The organism is Vibrio sp. 10N.261.51.F11, from assembly GCF_041471665.1.
GTDB classification, from domain to species: Bacteria; Pseudomonadota; Gammaproteobacteria; order Enterobacterales; family Vibrionaceae; genus Vibrio; species Vibrio crassostreae_C.
On the sequence record NZ_JBFROW010000080.1, the window covers coordinates 1 to 20,958 of the forward strand.

The 20,958-nt window shown below is 45.5% G+C and carries 19 protein-coding genes; 8 read left to right on the plus strand and 11 right to left on the minus strand.

Annotated features, from left to right (window positions below):
- Window positions 1-490 precede the first annotated feature (490 nt).
- Window positions 491-1,399, minus strand: coding sequence for a Tim44 domain-containing protein (locus AB4351_RS20390; RefSeq protein WP_017068945.1), 909 nt, complete (start codon window positions 1,397-1,399; stop codon window positions 491-493).
- A gap of 196 nt (window positions 1,400-1,595) precedes the next feature.
- Between AB4351_RS20390 and AB4351_RS20395 the strand changes: the two genes are divergently transcribed.
- The 3 genes from AB4351_RS20395 to AB4351_RS20405 all read left to right on the plus strand — a co-directional run bounded on the left by AB4351_RS20395 (window position 1,596) and on the right by AB4351_RS20405 (window position 5,145).
- Window positions 1,596-2,186 (plus strand): TetR/AcrR family transcriptional regulator, encoded by a 591-nt coding sequence (locus AB4351_RS20395; RefSeq protein ID WP_048613073.1) that lies wholly within the window; start codon window positions 1,596-1,598, stop codon window positions 2,184-2,186.
- Between the two features lie 17 nt (window positions 2,187-2,203).
- The gene (locus AB4351_RS20400) at window positions 2,204-4,078 is read left to right on the plus strand and encodes an MFS transporter (RefSeq protein ID WP_372102835.1); all 1,875 of its coding nucleotides are present in this window, start codon (window positions 2,204-2,206) and stop codon (window positions 4,076-4,078) included.
- A gap of 146 nt (window positions 4,079-4,224) precedes the next feature.
- Window positions 4,225-5,145, plus strand: coding sequence for a YeiH family protein (locus AB4351_RS20405; protein ID WP_017060176.1), 921 nt, complete (start codon window positions 4,225-4,227; stop codon window positions 5,143-5,145).
- A 133-nt stretch (window positions 5,146-5,278) separates the two neighbouring features.
- Here the strand turns inward: AB4351_RS20405 and AB4351_RS20410 are convergent, their stop codons facing one another.
- Window positions 5,279-5,446 carry a hypothetical protein gene (locus tag AB4351_RS20410; protein ID WP_017068947.1) on the minus strand — a complete coding sequence of 56 codons (168 nt, stop codon included), beginning with the start codon at window positions 5,444-5,446 and terminating at the stop codon, window positions 5,279-5,281.
- A gap of 106 nt (window positions 5,447-5,552) precedes the next feature.
- Complete coding sequence (locus AB4351_RS20415) at window positions 5,553-6,431, minus strand: LysR substrate-binding domain-containing protein (RefSeq protein ID WP_017064076.1); 879 nt, start codon at window positions 6,429-6,431, stop codon at window positions 5,553-5,555.
- 193 nt (window positions 6,432-6,624) lie between these two features.
- On the opposite strand from AB4351_RS20415, the gene nagE reads away from it, so the two are divergent.
- Window positions 6,625-8,070 carry an N-acetylglucosamine-specific PTS transporter subunit IIBC gene (nagE, locus tag AB4351_RS20420; protein ID WP_017064077.1) on the plus strand — a complete coding sequence of 482 codons (1,446 nt, stop codon included), beginning with the start codon at window positions 6,625-6,627 and terminating at the stop codon, window positions 8,068-8,070.
- A 124-nt stretch (window positions 8,071-8,194) separates the two neighbouring features.
- On the opposite strand, the gene menE is transcribed toward nagE, so the two are convergent.
- From menE to AB4351_RS20450, 6 genes are all read right to left on the minus strand, one after another.
- Entirely contained in the window at window positions 8,195-9,631 is a 1,437-nt protein-coding gene (menE, locus tag AB4351_RS20425; RefSeq protein ID WP_372126992.1) for an o-succinylbenzoate--CoA ligase, read from the minus strand.
- 64 nt (window positions 9,632-9,695) lie between these two features.
- Window positions 9,696-10,703, minus strand: coding sequence for an o-succinylbenzoate synthase (gene menC / locus AB4351_RS20430; RefSeq protein ID WP_017060171.1), 1,008 nt, complete (start codon window positions 10,701-10,703; stop codon window positions 9,696-9,698).
- Window positions 10,704-10,778: 75 nt separating this feature from the next.
- Window positions 10,779-11,645: a 1,4-dihydroxy-2-naphthoyl-CoA synthase gene (menB, locus tag AB4351_RS20435; RefSeq protein WP_017064079.1), complete on the minus strand. Its 867-nt coding sequence runs from the start codon at window positions 11,643-11,645 to the stop codon at window positions 10,779-10,781.
- Window positions 11,646-11,750: 105 nt separating this feature from the next.
- The gene (gene menH / locus AB4351_RS20440) at window positions 11,751-12,548 is read right to left on the minus strand and encodes a 2-succinyl-6-hydroxy-2,4-cyclohexadiene-1-carboxylate synthase (protein ID WP_017071715.1); all 798 of its coding nucleotides are present in this window, start codon (window positions 12,546-12,548) and stop codon (window positions 11,751-11,753) included.
- Window positions 12,549-12,557: 9 nt separating this feature from the next.
- The gene (gene menD, locus AB4351_RS20445; RefSeq protein ID WP_372126994.1) at window positions 12,558-14,282 is read right to left on the minus strand and encodes a 2-succinyl-5-enolpyruvyl-6-hydroxy-3-cyclohexene-1-carboxylic-acid synthase; all 1,725 of its coding nucleotides are present in this window, start codon (window positions 14,280-14,282) and stop codon (window positions 12,558-12,560) included.
- Window positions 14,279-15,586 carry an isochorismate synthase MenF gene (locus tag AB4351_RS20450; RefSeq protein WP_017060167.1) on the minus strand — a complete coding sequence of 436 codons (1,308 nt, stop codon included), beginning with the start codon at window positions 15,584-15,586 and terminating at the stop codon, window positions 14,279-14,281. The genes menD and AB4351_RS20450 overlap by 4 nt, the downstream gene beginning before the upstream one ends.
- A gap of 296 nt (window positions 15,587-15,882) precedes the next feature.
- On the opposite strand from AB4351_RS20450, the gene AB4351_RS20455 reads away from it, so the two are divergent.
- The 3 genes from AB4351_RS20455 (at window position 15,883) to AB4351_RS20465 (ending at window position 19,269) form a co-directional block, all read left to right on the plus strand.
- Window positions 15,883-17,115 carry a pyridoxal phosphate-dependent aminotransferase gene (locus AB4351_RS20455; protein WP_017060166.1) on the plus strand — a complete coding sequence of 411 codons (1,233 nt, stop codon included), beginning with the start codon at window positions 15,883-15,885 and terminating at the stop codon, window positions 17,113-17,115.
- A 170-nt stretch (window positions 17,116-17,285) separates the two neighbouring features.
- Complete coding sequence (yfbR, locus tag AB4351_RS20460) at window positions 17,286-17,870, plus strand: 5'-deoxynucleotidase (RefSeq protein WP_017060613.1); 585 nt, start codon at window positions 17,286-17,288, stop codon at window positions 17,868-17,870.
- Between the two features lie 55 nt (window positions 17,871-17,925).
- The gene (locus tag AB4351_RS20465; RefSeq protein ID WP_017060614.1) at window positions 17,926-19,269 is read left to right on the plus strand and encodes an anti-phage deoxyguanosine triphosphatase; all 1,344 of its coding nucleotides are present in this window, start codon (window positions 17,926-17,928) and stop codon (window positions 19,267-19,269) included.
- A 26-nt stretch (window positions 19,270-19,295) separates the two neighbouring features.
- On the opposite strand, the gene AB4351_RS20470 is transcribed toward AB4351_RS20465, so the two are convergent.
- A complete protein-coding gene (locus AB4351_RS20470; RefSeq protein ID WP_017060615.1) occupies window positions 19,296-19,895 on the minus strand; it encodes a tRNA-uridine aminocarboxypropyltransferase in 600 nt (199 codons plus the stop codon).
- 9 nt (window positions 19,896-19,904) lie between these two features.
- Between AB4351_RS20470 and rrtA the strand changes: the two genes are divergently transcribed.
- On the plus strand, window positions 19,905-20,453 hold the full coding sequence (gene rrtA, locus AB4351_RS20475) for a rhombosortase (RefSeq protein WP_372082542.1): 549 nt from the start codon (window positions 19,905-19,907) through the stop codon (window positions 20,451-20,453).
- Here rrtA and AB4351_RS20480 read toward each other — a convergent pair.
- Window positions 20,444-20,743 carry a helix-hairpin-helix domain-containing protein gene (locus tag AB4351_RS20480; RefSeq protein ID WP_017060617.1) on the minus strand — a complete coding sequence of 100 codons (300 nt, stop codon included), beginning with the start codon at window positions 20,741-20,743 and terminating at the stop codon, window positions 20,444-20,446. The genes rrtA and AB4351_RS20480 overlap by 10 nt on opposite strands.
- Window positions 20,744-20,958 lie beyond the last annotated feature (215 nt).

Consider the following 20,958-nt stretch of genomic DNA (forward strand, 5'->3'; position numbering starts at 1 on the left):
GCCATGCTCGGCGCACAAATCGAAAAGCCAACTCATTGAGTTGGCTTTTTTCGTTTCTGAGCTTTATCTCTTACTAAACGTGTCTTCTAAAACAACCCTCAACTTCCTAAACACTAACCCGCTCCTACAAATAACTAAGCGATCTAGCCCATTCAAACATCAGTGATCCCATACTTCTGCATGACGCTCACAAGCCAGATAAGCAGCGCAGCCTAAACAATGGGTCGATATATGTTCTTCGCATTCGTTCGCAATTATCTGTTTCTGCTGCAAAGTAACCTCAGGCTCCAATACGGGTTCAAAGAACTTTGTCATTACTCATTACATCCAAATAAAATCAGTTAGTTAGTCTCAGGTTAATCCAATCTTTAACTAAGATACATATCATTAGACACAAAAAAGCCCCTGCTGATTTCTCAGCAGGGGCTTTCTATTATTTGGTGTTATTCCGAATAACTACATCCTATTGATGTTGAGTTAAATCCTGGAATTAACCTTGAATACCAACAATTAACCATGGTGCATTGTTAGTTGTTAGGTCACGCTCTAGATGCCAGATATCAGTGATATCTTCTTCAACGCCATCCGCTGTGTCACGGTAACGACCGCTAAACTGAAGGCTTAGCTGTGCTTTGCTACCATCGTGGTCTGCGCGAACGATTTCAGCATCAACGTACATTACGTCTGTGTGCTGATCACCGTCTAGCTTATTACGCTCAGCTTTTAGGTCTTCAAATAGGCTTGGAGATACGTATTCTTCAATCGTGTTTAGCTCGTTGTGATTCCATGCACCTTGCAGTGTACGGTAGTGCTCACGAGAACCATTGATGAATGCCGCTTGATCAAAGCCCGGTGGGTAGTTATGTGGAACATCGCTTTGTGCACCAAAACCGAAACCACCAGCAGCGCCTTGTGATTGAGGTTGTGTTTGCTCGAAGTTATGAACATTTGGTTGTTGCTTAGGTTGTTCAAACTTGTTCTGACCCATGCCGCCGAATGCTGGCTGTTGGCCACGTGCATTCTGCTGATTCATTGAGCCCTGCTTCGCGCCCAACATTCCGCGTAGGAATTTAAACGCTAGGAAAGCAATCAGACCCATAATCAGAATATCCATGAACTGGATACCTTCAAATGCGCCACCAAAGAATGCAGCTAAAAGACCACCAGCAAGTAAACCACCTAGCAGACCGCCCATAAGGCCTTTCTTGCTAGAGTTAGCTGCTGTGTTCTTACCTGTTTGATCTTGACGGATCGAATTCGTGTTTTGTTGTTTTGGTGCTGGAGCCGTTTTAAAGCTTTTGCCAAATGACTTACCACCACCAAACTTTTTCGCTTCCGCGATTGGCGTCACCGCGACTGTTACCAACAGGATCGCGACTAGTGAGAAAAATCGTTTCATTATTATCCTTTATAGGTTTTTTATCTTTCGACACCTTAATCATACTCGTTAACAAAGAACAATGAAATATTCACCGTGTTTACACATGTATCATAATATTGCGGCTATTAATTGATTACTAAACTAGCGAAGGGATTGACGGCACTCTGGGGCAGCATTAAAATATTGAACGATGTTCATTTAATAGAAAGTACCCATGGCAAGACGAAACGATCATACTCGCGAACAATTAGTGCAATTAACCTTAAAAACGGTAACCGACTTCTTAGAAGAGCACTCTTATCACGAGCTAAGTCTACGTAAAATCGCCAATATGATTGGTTACGTTCCAAGTACCTTAGTAAATGTATTTGGTAATTACAACCTACTGCTTTTGCATGTGGTCGCTCAAACATTAGATGAACTGGCGTCAGAATCCGCTGCAACTGTTGAACAATCGAGCAACCCTCAACAAGCTCTATTCAACCTAGCCTACTGCTACCACGATTTTGCACAGAGACACCCTCACCGTTGGCAACTTATCTTTGAGCACAACATGAACGGTGAAAACCTTCCTGAATGGCAATCGAACCGCATCGATAGAATGACAGGCATGCTAGAGCAGTTGCTAGTAGCGATTGCTCCTGAACATACGAAAAGCGAAGTCGTTAAAGCCAGCCGTGTATTATGGTCTGGAGTACACGGGATTACTCTACTTAGCGTTGATGATAAATTTTTCGCCTCTGAGCCTATTGATGGTAAAGAGCTGATCAATAACCTAGTCTCAAACTACTTAACCAACTGGTAATCATCCAAGGAAAGACAATGAACAACAGCAGCCAATCTTCGCTGTTAACGCAAAAAAGGTTCCTACCCTACTTTATTACCCAATTTCTAGGAGCCTTTAACGACAACATATTCAAAAATGTCCTGTTACTGTTTGTTGCTTTCGCAAGCGTAGACACGCTGCCTATTTCCACCAATCTATTCATTAATTTGGCCGCTGGCCTTTTTATTCTACCCTTCTTCCTATTCTCTGCTTTAGCCGGTGTACTGGCTGACAAATACGAAAAATCGTGGTTTATCCGTAAAGTTAAGCTCCTCGAAGTAGTGATCATGTCACTGGGTGCGGTCGGTTTTATCTACGAAAGCTACGGAATATTACTTCTGCTCCTGTTCCTTATGGGAACGCAGAGTGCTTTCTTTGGTCCGGTGAAGTATGCCCTGCTTCCACAGCAGTTAGAAACAAAAGAACTGGTATCTGGTAACGCTCTCGTCGAGACAGGTACATTCTTAGCGATCCTGATTGGTACTCTAGGCGCAGGAATCATTGCATCTGAAGAAGGCGCGAAGCTCATTGCTGCGGTGTGTATTGTTTCGTTCGCCGTGCTTGGCTATGTATCAAGCTGCTTTATCCCACAAGCGCCAAGTAATGCACCAGACCTTAAAGTAAAGTGTCAACCTGTAAAACTGACCCGCGCGACACTGGCGATTGCAAAAAAAGACCGCCCGACCTTTCAAGCACTGATGTCTATCAGCTGGTTCTGGTTCCTTGGTGCGGCTTACCTAACTCAGTTTCCCAACTTCACTAAACTGCATCTAAACGGCACTGAAAGCTCCGTCGCCTTTTTACTGGCACTATTCTCGGTAGGCATTGCAATCGGCTCTTTAGCTTGCGATAAGTTATCTAATCACCGAATTGAAATCGGCATCGTGCCAATGGGCAGCTTAGGTATCTCGATCTTCGGTCTTCTGATGGCGATATCCATCCCGGAGTCTTTGCCTGACTTTAGTTCTTTCCATCAATTCGTAACCTACTCAGAGCTGTGGCCACTGTTTGCTTACCTTCTGCTTCTGGGTATCTCTGGCGGTGTCTTTATTGTTCCTCTGTATTCACTGATGCAGTTACGTGCCAAGCCCGACGAGCGTGCCCAAGTGATTGCCGGGCTCAATATCTACAACTCACTGTTCATGGTGGGAAGTGCGGTATTAGGTATTGTTTGCCTTAGTGTTCTAGATCTTTCAATTCCGCAGCTGTTTATCTTGCTCGCAGTGGGCAACACTTTGGTGATGCTGTACCTGTTTTATCAGGTGCCTATCTACGCTTTCCGCTTCTTTACGTGGGTGGTCACTCACACCATGTACAGAGTTAAACATAAGAACTTACATCACCTGCCAGAAAAGGGCGGTGCGTTGATTGTCTGCAACCATGTGAGTTATATGGATGCACTGCTGCTGAGTGCGGTTTGCCCTCGCTTGATCCGTTTTGTGATGGAAGAGGATTACACCAAGTTGCCGCCAATTCGACGCTTCTTGAAAAGAGCTGGGGTGATTCCAATCTCCGCGACCAACCGCAACTCGATTCGAAACGCTTTCAAAGAAGTAGAGCGTGCCCTGCATGAAGGTCACATCGTGTGTATTTTCCCAGAAGGAAAGCTCACCTCTGATGGCGAAATGGCTGAGTTCATGCGTGGTATGGAGCTGATCATCAAACGTTCCCCTGTCCCAGTGATTCCTATGGCTCTTAAAGGATTATGGGGTAGCTACTTTAGTCGTTACAAAGGCCGTGCCTGCAAAGGGTTACCCACTCGCTTCTGGACTAAGCTAGAGATAGAAGCTGGCGAGCCGATTTCACCTAAACAAGCCTCTTGTGAAACGCTTCGACAGTCAGTCTCTGACCTTCGCGGATCATTACGCTAGTTAACCAGCCCTTTATTCATATCAGTTGAACAAGCGTTAAGTTTTCCTTAACGTTTGTTCAATTCATTTAGACTTACTTATCATTTTATTGAACGTATAGTGGTCTCATCACAATAACGCCACAACAAAACAAGACTCTAAATACAATGAACCTAAAAAAGTCCGTTCCATTTTATCTTGCTGCACTGTTTTGCTTAACGCCTTGGGTTAGCTCACCGACAGCCCTGGTTATCGGTTTCCTGCTTGCTAGTTTAGGATTAGTCCCTGAACACTTGGAAGTCGGCAAACTTACCAAAAAGCTACTGGCCTACTCTATTGTTGGCTTGGGTTTTGGTATTCAGTTTGAAAAAGCATTAGCAGTAACAGGCGATGGTATTGGGCTCATTGTAACGACGATTATCGGTACATTAGTCATTGGTTGGTTCTTGGCGAAACAAATGGGGCTAGACCGCACTACGGGCTATCTTATATCTTCTGGTACCGCGATTTGTGGTGGTAGCGCGATAGCAGCAGTGGCACCCGCGATCAAAGCAGACGATGAACAGATTGGCTTGGCATTAGCCACCGTATTCGTGTTGAACTCGGTTGCTCTATTCTTATTCCCGATGATTGGTCACGCGCTTGAGCTCAGCCAACAAACATTTGGTACTTGGGCAGCGATAGCGATTCACGATACGTCTTCTGTAGTAGGTGCAGCTTCAGCGTATGGCGAAGAAGCACTGACGACAGCGACAACATTGAAGCTCGCTCGCGCACTTTGGATCATCCCAATCGCTTTAATTAGTGCGATGATCTTCAAGAACGATCAAAAGAAGATTACGGTTCCCTACTTCATTTTCTTCTATTGCGCCGCTATCGCGGTGAGTGACTTACTGCCACAATTTGAGATGGTCTATCAAGGAATCTTTGATGTGTCTAAGCGAGCACTGGTCGTGTGTTTGTTCTTAATTGGCTGTGGTATTTCAGTTGAGAAGTTAAAAGCGGCAGGGCCGAAACCACTGATGTTTGGTATTACAATGTGGGTCATGATCTCAACGGGTTCATTGGCGTGGTTAACTCTCGCTTAGCCCGCATAGAAACGCTTTAGATGTTTGTTCGGTGAACTAGACACTCAAGTTAGCGAGCAACAAAACAAAAAGGCAAAGCTCCAATGGGCTTTGCCTTTATCGTTTGTGGTAAGGGTATTCTTTGTTGTAACAATCACGAATCAAACAGGGGCTTATCACTCTTCTTGCTCTCTCTTTTCATTAAAACAAGTACCACAACCAACACAAATGCGGTGAGCTCAGCCAACGAACGAGTCAACCCTGACGAGATGATTGCTTGGCCTATCTGCAGTAAAACCGCAATGATGAGGGCAATTTTCATAATAAGACCTTATTCTATAATCCGTTATTTATATGGCTTATTATGATGGATGGTTATAAAGATAATAAATTCTGTTTTGAACTATCTAATTGCTAAATTAACTAACCTAGCGCAACTGCCCTTCTAACCACTTAATAAAGGTTCTTACCTTAGGGCGTTTTTCCGTGCCTAGCGGGCAGATTAAGTCATACCCTTGGTCTGTATCCATGCTCGGATAAGGTGTTATGAGCTCACCAGTCTGAACATACTGCTTAACAAAATGATAGCGCCCCATCGCGACACCGATATTGCTGAGGGCACTTCTTACGCCCATATCCCGGTGGCTCACACAGTAAAATTGCTCAAACAAGTTCACATCTAAGCCGTGGTGTTTAATCCAACGCTGCCATACATCTGACCCTAGTGCATGAATGAAATTAATCCGGTGTAGCGATTCTAAGCCATCATCAAAGATGTCGTGTTCAGCCGCGTAACTCGGTGTACATACCGGAATATACTTTTCACCAAACAGGCGCTGTCGATGCATGTCTTTGAGATTTTCAGCACCATAGTAAATAGCGACATCGAGATGATTTTGATGAAAATCCTGCTCTTCTTGCGAGAAAATATTGAGATTAAACTTTGGGTATCGCTGTTTAAAATCAGCCAACCTCGGCAGTAACCAACTGTTGGCAAATGCAGGACTGGTACCGATATTGATCTGTCCATACAAGTCTGTGTTGGTAATGTCTTCGATCTCACCAAAAATAGAGCTTAACGACTTGGATAACGTTCGTTGAAAGCGCTGACCTTCTTCCGTTAGTTCCAGTTTACGAGTCCCTCGCACAAACAAGTTAAATCCGAGTTCACCTTCTAACACTTTGATTCGATGGCTAACGGCTCCCTGAGTCAAATGCAACTTTCTAGCCGCTAGCGTAAAGCTCATTTTCTCTGCAGCAACATTAAAAGTATGAAGATTTCTAAGTAAAGATTGATGGTTAGCCATACGAACTCATGCATTAAAAATTTTAATTCATACTACTACCCGTTTCGTTTGTTTGCATTAAGAAATAAGTTTTTAATAACCGCAGTTACTTAAAATCCTGCCTCGATCAATATTTGACTCCATACGTTGACGAGCAGAAACATTAAAAAAATTAATTACAAACTTAGGGGCACATATGAATATACTCGGGTATATGCAAAAAGTAGGTAAGGCATTGATGGTTCCCGTAGCCACACTGCCAGCTGCAGCAATCCTTATGGGGATCGGCTATTGGTTGGATCCTGTTGGTTGGGGTTCTGAAAGTATCTTAGCCGCATTCTTGATCAAATCTGGTGGCGCGATCATCGACAACATGGCGGTTCTATTCGCGGTGGGTGTCGCATTTGGTTTGAGCCGTGATAAGAATGGTTCTGCGGCACTGTCTGGCTTTGTGATGTTCCTCGTCGTCACCACGCTACTTGCTCCGGGCTCTGTTGCTCAGTTAATGGATGTTGAACTCAGTGAAGTGCCTGCGGCATTTGGCAAAATCAGCAACCAATTCGTAGGTATCATTGTGGGTATCATCTCTGCTGAGATCTACAACCGCTACTCAACGGTTGAACTTCCTCAAGCTCTAGCGTTCTTCAGCGGTAAGCGTTTGGTTCCTATCCTGACCTCAATCGCAGGTATGGCTCTCTCTTTTGCTCTACTTTACATCTGGCCAGCTGTTTACGACGCTCTGATCGTTCTGGGTATTAAACTAGAAAGCATGGGTGCGGTGGGTGCTGGTCTGTTTGGTTTCTTCAACCGTTTGTTCCTATCAGTAGGTATGCACCACGCTCTTTACCCTGTGTTCTGGTTCGACGTTGTTGGTATTAACGACATTCCAAACTTCTTAGGCGGCGCGCAATCTATCGCTAACGGTACGGGTATTCCAGGTAAAACTGGCATGTACCAAGCGGGCTTCTTCCCTATCATGATGTTTGGCCTACCAGCAGCAGCATTGGCGATGTATCACTGTTCTGATGCGAAAAACAAAAACCAAGTATTCGCAATCATGCTTGCGGCAGCTATGGCTTCATTCTTCACGGGTATCACAGAGCCACTAGAATTCAGCTTCATGTTCCTAGCACCCGTGTTGTTCCTACTGCACGCAGTATTAACAGGCCTATCGCTTTACATTGCAGCAAGCATGGAATGGATGGCAGGCTTCGGCTTCTCTGCTGGCTTCGTTGACCTAGTACTATCAAGCCAAAACCCACTCGCGGTTAACTGGTACATGCTACTGGTTCAAGGTGTGGTGTTCTTCGCGCTTTACTACGGTATTTTCCGCTTCGCTATCATCAAGTTCAACCTACGTACTCCAGGTCGTGGTGAAGAGATGGAAGCAGAAAAAGAAACTGAAACGCCAGAAGCATTGGCTAACCTAACCAACAGCTACATTGAAGCGGTTGGCGGTGCAGACAACATTCTAGAAGTCGATAACTGTATTACTCGTCTACGCTTAACTGTGAAAGACTCAGGTGCAGCAGACAGCGAGAAACTGAAGAAACTCGGTGCGGCAGGTGTGGTACCGGTTGGGAAAGGTGGTCTACAAGTTATCATTGGTCTAGGTAAGGTAGATAAAGTCGCTGAACAAATGAAGAAGGCACTCGCTTAACGCCAAATCTTGAATGACACGATAAATAATTAGAATTTGTGACGGCTTCACCACCGTCACAACCCCCTGAAGCGCAATTACGACTAGTCACCGTGTATTGCGCTTCATTTTATTGCTCTTCGCTCTATTTAGAACGGGTCTGCTGTAACCACTGCGCCAATCCAGCGCGCGAAACCTTAATACCATGTTGTTCCTGCTGAGGCATTCGATAATACTCAATAGGAAATTTGAACCGTTCAAGACGACCAGTTAACTGCTCGATAAACCACTCTTTGGTTGGCAACTCAGCACAATCGACAATCGCTGCAGGTCGAAATCCGAACTCATCATCTTCAATGGGAACAATAAAAGCCTGATTAACCTCAGACAATTGATTGAGTACTCGCTCAATTTCTTCGCAATGAATGTTCTCACCACCAGAAATAAACTGGTTGTCGGCACGGCCAATAATCGACACTTGTTCGCCAAGCCACTCACCAAGATCTTTGCTATCAAACCAACCGCTCTTATCAACTAATGGCGTTAAGTTACCTTGATAGTAATACCCGGACGCGAGCGTCTCGCCACCAATAAAGATACGTTGTTCTTCAATTTTTAGCTGGCGATGGTTAAGGACAAAACCGGCGGTGCTGCCGGCATCAACGGGCTTCGCGGTCACGGTTGAAGCCGCTTCAGTCATGCCGTATCCAAGCCATGTTTCGATGCCCATTTGTTGAGCTTCGAGCCCAAGTGCTTCTGGTATATGACTACCACCCAAAAGTACATGCGTTAAAGTAAGTGCTTGCTTACTCTTTAACAATCGATGTAGTTGAGTAGCGACCAATGAAGCATGACTGCATTCTTCTATATCGGTTTCAAGCTGACCTGTGCCTATTTTGATGCAACCACCAGCCGCCAACCAACGATGAACTATCGCCAGCCCCGACACATGGTACATAGGTAAACTCAGTAACCACGTGTCACCTTGTTGATAACGAAACACCTCAAGCAGCCCTGACGCAGAGCATAGGTGCTGCTCAAGTGTATGAGCGACCGCTTTTGGGTTTCCGGTAGAACCTGAAGTGAATACGATGCTCGCTAGATTTTGCGGATTGAAATTGGATTCTTGAGGTGTCGTTATCTGCTCATCATCACCATCAAACTTCAGTTCACTTAGGCAAGGCAAGTTCACCAACTGAGTATTCAAATCGGCAGTCTCTGATTGCTCTATTCCGCTATTGCCCAAGAGCCAAAGGTAGCTCTGTTGATCTGCTTGATATAAGGAATCGAGCTTTTGCTTCAGGCGTAAACTAGGCTGAGGCATCGTAAACGCACAAACCACACCCAAATTGAGTGCGGCAAGATAAACAGGGATCACTTCAGCTTGATTCTTACCAACAATCGTCAGTACATCACCTTCAGATAGGCCTTGATGAGATAGCTGTTGTTGGTACTCACTAACCAACACAAACACTTGCTGCCAAGTATAAGTGCGGTGAGTGGTCACTAACGCTGGTTGAAGTGGGTTTTGCTGCGCCCACTTTACCCAGAGCGGGGGATGATTAGATTGTGGGCGCATCATATGATAACCAAAAATAGATTAAGAACTTGTTAAGCTAACTAAATAGCCATTCAAATAGCTCGGTCTAAGAAGACCAAATCAATTGTTGCTTTTCAAGCGTAGAGACAGGCAACTGACAGCCCGGCCAAGAAACCTCTAGCTGCTGCTTGAACAAGCCAATCGTATCCAACCCCGGCACTTCATTTGGCAAATATTGCTGCGCCAGACGAGCAATCTGAGTCAGACCTAGGCTCGACTCAATGCTTGAGCTCAATACAGGTTTCATTCCAAGCTTCTGTGCTCGCTCAATGATTGCCACGCAACGCTCGACAGAACCAATAAGAGTTGGCTTGATCACGACTGCTTTAACACCAGTAAGGTCGCTAAGATCAAATTCCGGGCTGCGCACCGCTTCTTGCAGTGTCTCGTCCCACGCAATCGCCACACCATGGTCAATGGCAAAGGCCAAACTGTCTTCTGGCTTTTGGCAAGGCTCTTCGATAAAGCTTATACGCTGGCGCATTGACGGCGAAATGTATTTAATGAATTGCTTCGCTTTCTCTGGCTTCCACGCACGGTTGGCATCAAGTCTTAGAGTCAAATCAGGGATCGACTCAAGGAATAAGCTAACCAACATGCCATCGCGAATCGCTTCGTAGAGGCCGACTTTCACTTTCGCGACCTTCTCGCCTACCATCTCATTCAATACAGGAATCAGTTCATCTGGATCGCCTGTACACAAAGGCGCCGCTTGGTAGTTACCTTGAGCGTTAAGATCGCCTCGCAATTCCATCATCGCCATTGAAAAGCCAAACGCGACAGAAGGATACAGCTCGTCGAAAGGCGTTTGAGGCTTATTGTGGCTCCAAAGCTCTAATTCGTGTTGAAGCTGAATGCCAGCTTGTTCGGCATCTTCTTGGCTAAAACCGGGCAAAGGCGCAACTTCGCCAAAACCAGTTTTACCATCACACTCAAGTTGGATGATATAGCCAACACGTTCGTTCAACTTATTGTCACGAAGAACCACACCACTATCCATAGGTAATTGATAACGGTAAAGTTTAGCGTGACGCTGAGAATTCACTGAGTTCATAAAGTTTCCTAAAAAACGGGGAACATCAAAACAAAACGAGCCGCTATTAGCGACTCATTTTGAAGAGGAGAAAGACTATGGATTACGCGGGAACTTGTCGAAGTCCGGTCGACGTTTCTCGTTGAATGCGTTGCGGCCTTCTTGGCCTTCCTCTGTCATGTAGAACATCATGGTTGCGTTACCAGCCAACTCTTGTAAGCCTGCTTGACCATCACAGTCAGCGTTCAGTGCCGCTTTCAAGCAACGCAGTGCCATTGGGCTGTGTTGAAGCACTTCACGACACCAACGAACTGTCTCTTTTTCTAGGTCAGCAACAGGAACAACGGTGTTTACAAGGCCCATGTCCAGTGCTTCTTGTGCATCGTAGAAGCGGCACAAGAACCAGATTTCACGTGCTTTCTTTTGACCAACGATACGAGCCATGTAAGAAGCACCCCAACCGCCATCGAAAGAACCCACTTTAGGACCCGTCTGACCGAACTGCGCGTTTTCAGCTGCAATAGTAAGGTCTGCCATCATGTGAAGTACATGACCGCCACCGACTGCCCAACCCGATACCGCTGCGATAACTGGTTTTGGACAAGTACGAATTTGACGTTGGAAATCAAGTACATTCAAGTGGTGCGTACCTGAGTCATCTTGGTAACCGCCGTAGTCACCACGGATACTTTGGTCACCACCAGAACAGAACGCCTTCTCACCAAGACCAGTCAAAATGATTACGCCAACTTTCTCGTCATAACGAGCATCAGCCAGTGCATTGATCATCTCTTTTACGGTTTGTGGACGGAACGCATTGTGCACTTGAGGGCGAGCAATCGTGATTTTCGCAATACCGTCATCAGACTTGTGGTATTGAATATCTTCATATTGACTGCTTTCATCGCGCCAGTTAACGGCTGCGTAAAGTTCTTCTTCTGTGATGCCTACTGTTTTAGCCATGATGATTCCCATTATTCTATTAGAGAGCGCGACTAGCGTAGAGTCGCGACGGTGTTGCTCTGCTTTCTATAGCGCTTGATACGAGAGGTTCGCTCAGTCAGTTCATCAACGACTGGCGATACATTGGATGATCAGATTTGAAAACATCTCTGGTTGCTCAAAATGAACATTATGACCCGCGTAATCCACCTGACTATATTCAAAGCCACTATTCTCAGCTAGCTCCATGAATTTACGATCTTTTTCTCCACATACATAATGCAATAAATGCTCATGAGATTTCAATGTGGCACGTAAATCCGGTTGCTTAGCTAACGAAGTAGATAACAACATATTTGCTACGGATACTCCAAGGTTACCACTACGCTTTATGACCAAAGTTTGTCTTTGCTCATGATTTAGTGAAGAAAAGACGCTTTGTTGATACCAATCGTCTAAAACATCTTCAATCGACTGCTGTGCAAAGCGAACAGCCCATTGCGTATCGTGTACTAACCTTTGTGCTCTTTCTTCATCACATTCCAAGCCAAAGTTGCCACCTTCAATGATGACTTTCTCTAAGTTAAGAGTTTCGAAGCAAGGGCTTGTTACCCCATACATGGCAAGCCTTCCCCCCATAGAATACCCAATCACCACGATAGGATAATCGACAGGAAGATCGTTGAGAGCCAGCTGAGATGTGATGCACTGAACAATTTTCTTACAGCAATGATCAAACCCTACCGGATCGATAAAGCGACTTTGTCCGTGTCCGGGTAAATCTATGCAAAGGAGAGGAAAATCCTCGAGGAATGGATGACATGCACTCCAATCATCCCCGCTTCCGAGTAAACCATGTAAGAAAACAAGCAAAGGTTTGTCAGAAGAATCTTGTACAGCTGGGTAATAATCGGAGTAAAGCATGTAAAGTCCTTAGGCTAATGCCTCGGTGAGCATTGAACTGAATTGTTTCAGCAAAGTAGACGCTTGTTCGGGAGGCGTCTTAACTTCCACGAGCAAAGTACCCTGACCCTGTTCGAAATGTTGTTCGATAATGGTTTGATAGCAATTCAAGGTTTCTGGCGCAGCGTATCCCAACTGGAATTGCGCAGCAGCGTGTTCAAAACTGAAACCATGAGGCATTTGATAAAGTGACTGTTTCTGCTGCTCTGGCACCGGCAATAAATCAAAGATCGCACCACCATCATTGTTGGTCACAACAATAACCATCGGCGTTAAATTATGAGTCAGCAGAGCCAGTGAGTTGAGATCGTAAAGCAAAGAAGTATCGCCAATCAACATCAATAAGGGGTTCTGGTTGGCTTTCACTACACCCGCAGCCGTCGCCACCAAGCCATCAATGCCCGATGCACCACGATTGCTGTAAACCCGATTCGCAGATATTGAAGACAGCATATCCACCAGCCTTACCATCAAGCTGTTTCCCACAAACAACTCTCTGTCTTTAAGTCTAGACGACAAGTCAACTGCAACACTCAACTCTGTCAGTTGGTCGTTATTAGAGATTTGCGCCAACGCTAACTGCTGAACCGTATTCGCGACTTCCGCCAAAGATGCCGCCCAGCCAGCATGTTCTCCCAACAGCGTTGGTAGATGTTGCTCTGATAACCAATGTTCGATATCAGCGACAATATGAGTTTGAGGCAGATGATCTTGATTAATACGATGTGCATCTGGTGAAACAACGATGTACTGCGATGAACAAAATGTGGCAGCTTGTTCTTTTACCCATTGGTTAAGACGCTTAGATACGATGCGCTCACCAAACTGGATAATAAAATCACACTGACTAAGCTGTGCTTTGGCTGCGTCACTTTGCATCCATAAATCATAGTGTTTCCAGTCACTACTGACACCCGATTGAGGGTCACAGAATACTGGCCAGCCCAAAGCTGTCGCAAACTGCTTGGCTTTAATTGCGGCTTCATTCTCGATAGAACCAATAATCACTGCGCCTTTACGAGCGACATAATCACTTGCTGAGACAGGCTGATCGATTAAATGACTGGGCAAATAAGTGTTCGAGTAAAGGCAGGTTGAAGCTCTCCAAGCTGCCACGCTCTTTGTATAATCCGCATACATCTCGGCGCTATTAGCGGAATAAAGCGGTTCTGGGAACGGACAGTTGATATGAATAGCCCCACCGACGCTGCGCTGTTTCGCCAGTGCGTTATCAACCGACGTCAAAAGCCAATTCAAAGAAACTTGTGTCGTTGGACTTGGAAGGTTTAGTGCCGTTTCAACGTGAGACGAAAAGATACCCTGCTGCTGAATCGCTTGATTGGCACCACAGTCGACCAAGTCGATGGGCCTATCAGAGGTTAGCAAGATCAGCTTCTCTCGGGTCAGCCCAGATTCAGCCGTCGCAGGAAGCAAATTCGCCACAGCGGTTCCTGATGTCACAATCACCGCAACCGGTTTGTTGCTAGCCTTTGCTAAGCCTAAAGCTAAAAACCCAAGACCACGCTCATCAAAGTGCGTGTGTAAGGTTAACTTGGAGTTGGCTTCAGCTTCGAGAGTTAGCGGCGTTGAGCGAGAGCCCGGAGCAACACAAACATGTTCAACGCCATTGCGTGCAAGCTCTTCAAGTAACGTGTGACACCAAACTCTATTTAATACGGCTTGGTCGTGATTCATGACGCGACACCCAATGGAGGGTGATCTGAAATTAAGCTAAGCAGAGTAGACATCTTCTTGTTCAGCTCTTGCCATTCATGTTCGGCAACCGATCCCGGCACGATCCCCGCGCCAGCAAACAGTTGTACTTGATCGTTTACAATCAAGGCGCTTCGAATCGCCACGCAGAATTCCGCTCGCTGATGACTGATATAGCCTACAGAGCCTGCATACCAACCTCGTGCAAACGGTTCGTGTTCAAGAATGAAATCCATCGCCTCTTTACGAGGTAAACCCGCCACCGCAGCAGTTGGCTGTAAGGCAGCAAGCAACTGCACACCATTAACGCCATTGTTGAGCTGAGCATGGATATTGCGCTTCAAATGCTGCACCTTACGCAAGCGCACTAGACGCGCATCCTTTTCAACATGGACCGTTTGAGAATGAGGAGTGAGACGCTCAATGATGTCGTCGACCACATACTGGTTCTCATTGAGGTTTTTGCTGTCTTGAGAAAGCCAGTTGGCCAGTTCCATATCCTCAGTAGCGTTCTCTCCGCGACCAATGGTTCCAGCAAGCGCCTCGGTATCAAGCTCCATACCATGTCGGCTATATAAGCGCTCTGGTGTCGAGCCAATGAAACTGTGTTTAGAATCCAGCACCAACATAAAGTGGAAACTGTGGTGATTTTGCAGATAGCTGGCTTTAAGTAATTGAGCTGCGCAGATAGGCGCATCGAGTTGCAGTGTGGTTTTACGTGCTAAAACGACTTTTTTGTACTCTTCATCGCTAATGCCTTGCAGCACTTTATCGACAAGGTTGCCCCACTGCTCTCTTTCTGGAACGTGATTGATCTGTTCAATATGGGCAGACAAAGGCGCCAATATCGCGGCTTCTACAGAAAGCTTATTCAAAGCATTAATAGAAGAAACGCGATCAGGGGACAAATTAACCGCCAGCGACCAAGTATTGTCAAAGCGGATCAATTCAACCTGAGGAAGGAAGAAAAACGACTCCATGCAGCGACGGTTCTTTGCGGTGTGCCCATCAAACGAGCGTCCACCCCAGATTCGTTGGTCTTCACCAAGAATAGCGTACGCGGGTGCAGGATCTGAAAACGTATGTAACTGTCCGAGCGCAACAACCTCTTCACGAGTGTCGCGTGACTGCCAGTAGAACTTAGGAAAGAGCGGTTGAGCATGAAGCCATTCTATAAATGCAAACGATGGTTTTTGCGTTAGAACTTCAACACAACGAACTTCGCTTGCTTGGGCATTTTGTACTCGCTCAATCAAAGCGGAGATAGTTTGCTGGAAATGTGACAAATCGACCTCGTTCACATCTAAATTATTATTATATTAGTTTGATACTTTATGGGCAGTACCCACTTAGATCAAGAATGTACTATATCTTTTCAACATTCCTGTGATTTTAAGCGATCCCGCCCCTTTATTCATCTTAGCCAATAACCAAGAAAGCGATTAATTAAAATTTAGAAAAGAGTGACAACAAAAAGGCTAAACGTGATACTGAAATGCGACATTCATCAGATTTTTATTCTATCAAACGCCATTTTGCGGTACTTTAATAAAGTATTTAAATTAATTTCAGGAAATCGGCAATGCAAAATATCGGGATGTCGTCAAAACTCAACAGCGTATGCTACGAAATCAGGGGGCCTGTACTCAAACATGCTAAGCGCATGGAAGAAGAAGGGCATAAAATACTGAAGCTTAATATTGGTAACCCCGCCCCATTTGGTTTTGACGCCCCTGATGAAATCCTTGTTGACGTAATCCGTAACCTACCGACATCTCAAGGTTACTGCGACTCAAAAGGCATCTATTCAGCCCGCAAAGCGGTTGTTCAGCACTACCAGAAAAAAGGCCTACGTAACCTTGATGTAGAAGACGTTTACATTGGTAACGGCGCATCAGAGCTTATCGTTATGTCTATGCAAGCGCTACTGGATAATGGTGATGAAATCTTAGTTCCCGCTCCGGATTACCCACTATGGACAGCGTCTGTTGCGCTTTCTGGTGGTACACCGGTTCACTACATGTGTGATGAAGATGCTGATTGGTATCCAGATTTAGACGACATGCGCGCGAAGATCTCACCAAAGACGCGCGGCATCGTTCTTATCAACCCGAACAACCCAACAGGCGCGGTATACAGCCGTGATTTCCTATTACAAGTGGTTGAGATTGCTCGTGAGCACGGTTTGATCATCTTCGCCGATGAAATCTACGACAAAGTACTTTACGACGGTGCGGTACACACTTCAGTGGCAACGCTTGCTGAAGACGTATTAATGGTCACGTTCAACGGCCTATCTAAAGCTTACCGTGTATGTGGTTTCCGTGGTGGTTGGATGTTCTTAACAGGCCCTAAACACCTAGCGAAAGGCTATGTAGAAGGGCTAGAAATGCTGGCCTCAATGCGTTTGTGTGCCAACGTTCCGATGCAACACGCTATCCAAACCGCACTCGGTGGCTATCAGAGTATCAATGAGCTGATTCTTCCAGGCGGTCGACTGCTTGAACAGCGTGACCGTGCATGGGAACTGATCAACAAGATCCCTGGCGTTTCTTGTGTGAAACCGAAAGGTGCAATGTACCTGTTCCCTAAAATCGACACCAACATGTACAACATCAAAGACGATCAGAAGTTTGTACTCGACTTCCTTAAGCAAGAGAAGGTGCTATTGGTTCAAGGTACGGGCTTCAATTGGCCGAAACCGGATCACTTCCGTATCGTGACTCTGCCGCACATCGAAGATCTAGAAATCGCAATTGGTCGTTTAGAGCGCTTCTTACAGACTTACAGCCAAGACGACCTCATCGAAGGTTAATGAGCACAAAGAAAGATGGCTACAATTTGCTGTTTTAAAAGACTTTAACTTGTATTCATTCACTTCTATGCTTAAAAGGCTCCTGTTTAGGAGCCTTTTTTGTATCCGCTGTCTCGTACGATTTGAGTTAACATAAGATACGAGTGGAGCATTGTTTAAAAAGGACATTTATGAAACAGAGCCATTTCTTTGCCCATCTCGCACGCATGAAGCTAATTCAACGCTGGCCCCTGATGCGTTCGGTATCAAGCGAGAACATTTCAGAACATAGCCTACAGGTTGCTTTCGTGGCACACGCCTTGGCACTGATCAAAAACAAGAAGTTTGATGGTCAGCTTAACCCCGAGCACATTGCTCTGCTTGGCATGTACCACGACACCAGTGAGGTACTGACGGGTGATTTGCCAACGCCAGTTAAATACTACAACCCGGATATTGCACAAGAGTATAAGAAAATAGAAGCCGCGGCAGAACAAAGACTGCTTTCGATGTTGCCAGAAGAGTTCAGAGACGACTTCGCCCCCTTCTTAATATCTGGTACTGCGAGTAAAGAAGAGCAAAGCATCGTCAAGCAGGCAGATACTATCTGTGCGTACCTGAAATGCTTGGAAGAGCTCAGTGCGGGCAATCATGAATACGAGCAAGCCAAGCGCCGATTGGAAGAGACACTCGAACAACGCAAAAGCCCAGAAATGGACTACTTTCTCACCACATTCGCACCGAGCTTTGAATTATCACTAGACGAGATAAGCTAGCTGGGTATAAGTTGTTTTTAATTAGCTAAATAAAATCAATTTGATAGGTGCTATTTTGAATTCTCAACTCGAACCACCCTTTGTACTCGAACAAGAATGGCAGCATCGAAATGACGATGAACATAAAATAAGACGGGATGACCACCGCAGCCCGTATCAGCGTGACCGTGCGCGCGTGCTTCACTCTGCTGCTTTCCGTCGCTTACAAGCGAAAACCCAGATCCATGGCACCACGGTCAACGACTTTCACCGAACGCGCCTTACCCACTCTCTTGAGGCCGCTCAGCTTGGCACCGGTATCGTCGCTCAACTGAAGAAAAAGCAGCCCGAATTTCGAGACCTATTACCCTCAGACAGTTTGATTGATTCACTGTGTTTGGCTCACGACATCGGTCATCCACCCTATGGACATGGCGGCGAAGTCGCACTCAACTACATGATGCGCGACCACGGCGGCTTTGAGGGCAACGCTCAAACGTTTCGCATAGTCACACAGCTAGAACCTTACACTGAACATCACGGGATGAACCTATCTCGACGCACTTTGTTAGGTCTAATTAAGTACCCTTCTCTGCTGAGTGAGGTTCAAGCTAAATTGCAGTCTGAACCCGTTAAGCATCAACGACAACTCCGAGCTAAAGATTGGATGCCAGCAAAAGGCATCTACGATCATGATGAAGAGTTGTTTAACTGGGTGCTTGAACCGCTTTCAAGCAGCGACCAACAGCTCCTAAAACAGAAAAGAAAAACGCATACCGAGCCACTTGAGCACAACAAGACCAAATATAAGTCACTGGATTGTTCGATCATGGAACTTGCTGACGACATCGCGTATGGCGTGCACGATTTAGAAGATGCGATTGTGCTTGGCTCTGTGACCAAAGCTCAGTGGGTCGAATCGGCTTACCCTCAACTGAAAGAGATGGCCGACCCATGGATTTGTGAACACCTAGATTCAATTACAGAGATGCTTTTCTCTGGTGAACAGTATCGTCGAAAGGATGCGATTGGTGGGATAGTCAACGCACTGTTGACCAGTATCTCGATTAAGCGAGTGGAGGCTAACTTTGAGAATGTACTGTTGGCTTACAATGCGGTGCTCGAGCCGAGCATGGACGGCACACTCGATAAGCTGAAACACTTTGTCAGCGAGTTCGTTATTCAAGTGCCACAGGTTCAGGTCATCGAATACAAAGGTCAACAGATCATCATGGATATGTTTGAAGCATTCAGCGCAGATCCTGAACGCTTGCTGCCACTGCCCATCAAGAAGCAATGGCTACAACATCAAGATGAGTCTCGAAAAATGCGCGTGATAGCCGATTACATTTCATCGATGACTGATGATCTTGCGCAGAAAATGCATCAGCAACTGTTCTCAGCTCATACCGAGTTTTAATTCCTGACTCACTTTACTAAAACGGCTTAATCTAAGTAGTTTTTCTCAAACACGCCCGGCGGCATTTGATTGATTTGAAACTGAATCATTTGGTCAAATGCCGTTAGCAAAGGGCTAAAGTCGCCATCACGCTCTAACAAGCTAAGTAAATGATAGCCAGCTTCAACGGTTGAAAGGCTATTTTCACTGGGTGCTTTGCGAATTCGGTAATTACCCTTGAGATCTTTCGGTAAATGAACCGTGTTCAACGCATGCAAGTTACTCGATACTTGCCACATCTTGAATGCTTTCTTCCACGTGCCATCCAATAAAATCACACGCAGCTTCTTATTGGGAGATGTCGCCGACTCAACTGAAACGGAGTTTTCGCTTGGGTATAAAATCACATGTTGATACTGTTCATCGCACAACAATGCGTTGAGTTGTTCGTTGTCTGAAAAGTCTTCGCCAACAAACGTCACGCTGTTATTAAGAGATAACGAGAGAATACGCGCTGTTCCCATCGGACGATGCTCTTCTGATGGGTGCTGAAGAATGATAAGCTCAACATTCGATTCGAGTGGTGTAACCCACTGACAAATACAAGCTTTCAAAGCCTTGCTGCATTGGGGGCAATAACGAGACATGGATTTAATGTGTACCCTGTTTTAATTTTCATTTCACTTTTATGCGTCTTATTCCAATTTGAGCCAATACAAGCTTGGGTCGTTTGGGATAGCAATGCGATTGCCGATAGGCAATGGTGGCGAATCCTAACAGGAAACTTTTCACATACCAACTACTCGCATCTTCTGATGAATCTAGCAGGCTTGTGGATCATCAGCTACCTGTTTCAACCGAGTAAAAAACAGCTTGTTGTTGCTTTGCTTGTGATCAGTTTAGTGACTGGCGTCGCTCTGTTGTTTTCAAGTATTCAGATCTACGTTGGCCTATCGGGCACTTTGCATGGGTTGTTTGGCTTATTCGCGCTCAGAGAGGCTTTAAACGGCAGGAAGTCTAGTTGGCTGTTAGTATTCGGATTAGTCGCTAAAATCGCTTGGGAGCAGCTTATTGGCCCTTCTAGCACGACTGGTGAACTGATTAATGCTCGTATCGCGATTGAAGCCCACCTAGCAGGTGCATTGGCCGGAGGCTTCATATCTATCGCTTCATTTCTAACAAGTAGAAAAACGGGTCAAAGTTGAATTCTTTCGCGGTTCTTTTCAACCGTCGCTTCACCTATCCCTTTGACACTCACCAAATCATCAGCAGTAGTAAATGCCCCGTTCTGATCTCTGTAATCGACGATTTCTTTGGCTTTCTTGTCACCCACGCCAACCAATAGTGCTGAAAGTTCTTCTGCCGTCGCGGTATTGATGTTGACCGTAATCTCAATGCCTTCGTAAAGCTCAGCCTTGGTTGGGCTGTCTGCAAACACGGCAGGGCTTAAGAGCATCAGAAATGAAAGAATTAGTGTTGAATATATCGTGCGCATAAATAGTTCCTTTGTTCAAAAAACGTAACTTATGCATTTGCCGCGCTAGATAACACAATCACCAGATAAAAATAAAGCGGATCACCTAAGTGACCCGCTTCGTTATACATCTTATTTTCATCAGCTTGTTTGTTGGCTCACAAATCTGAATTAAAGCCTAACAATCACGTGTTGATTTCAGTAGTAAGCTCTAACTTGAGCTTGCTACTGAGGTA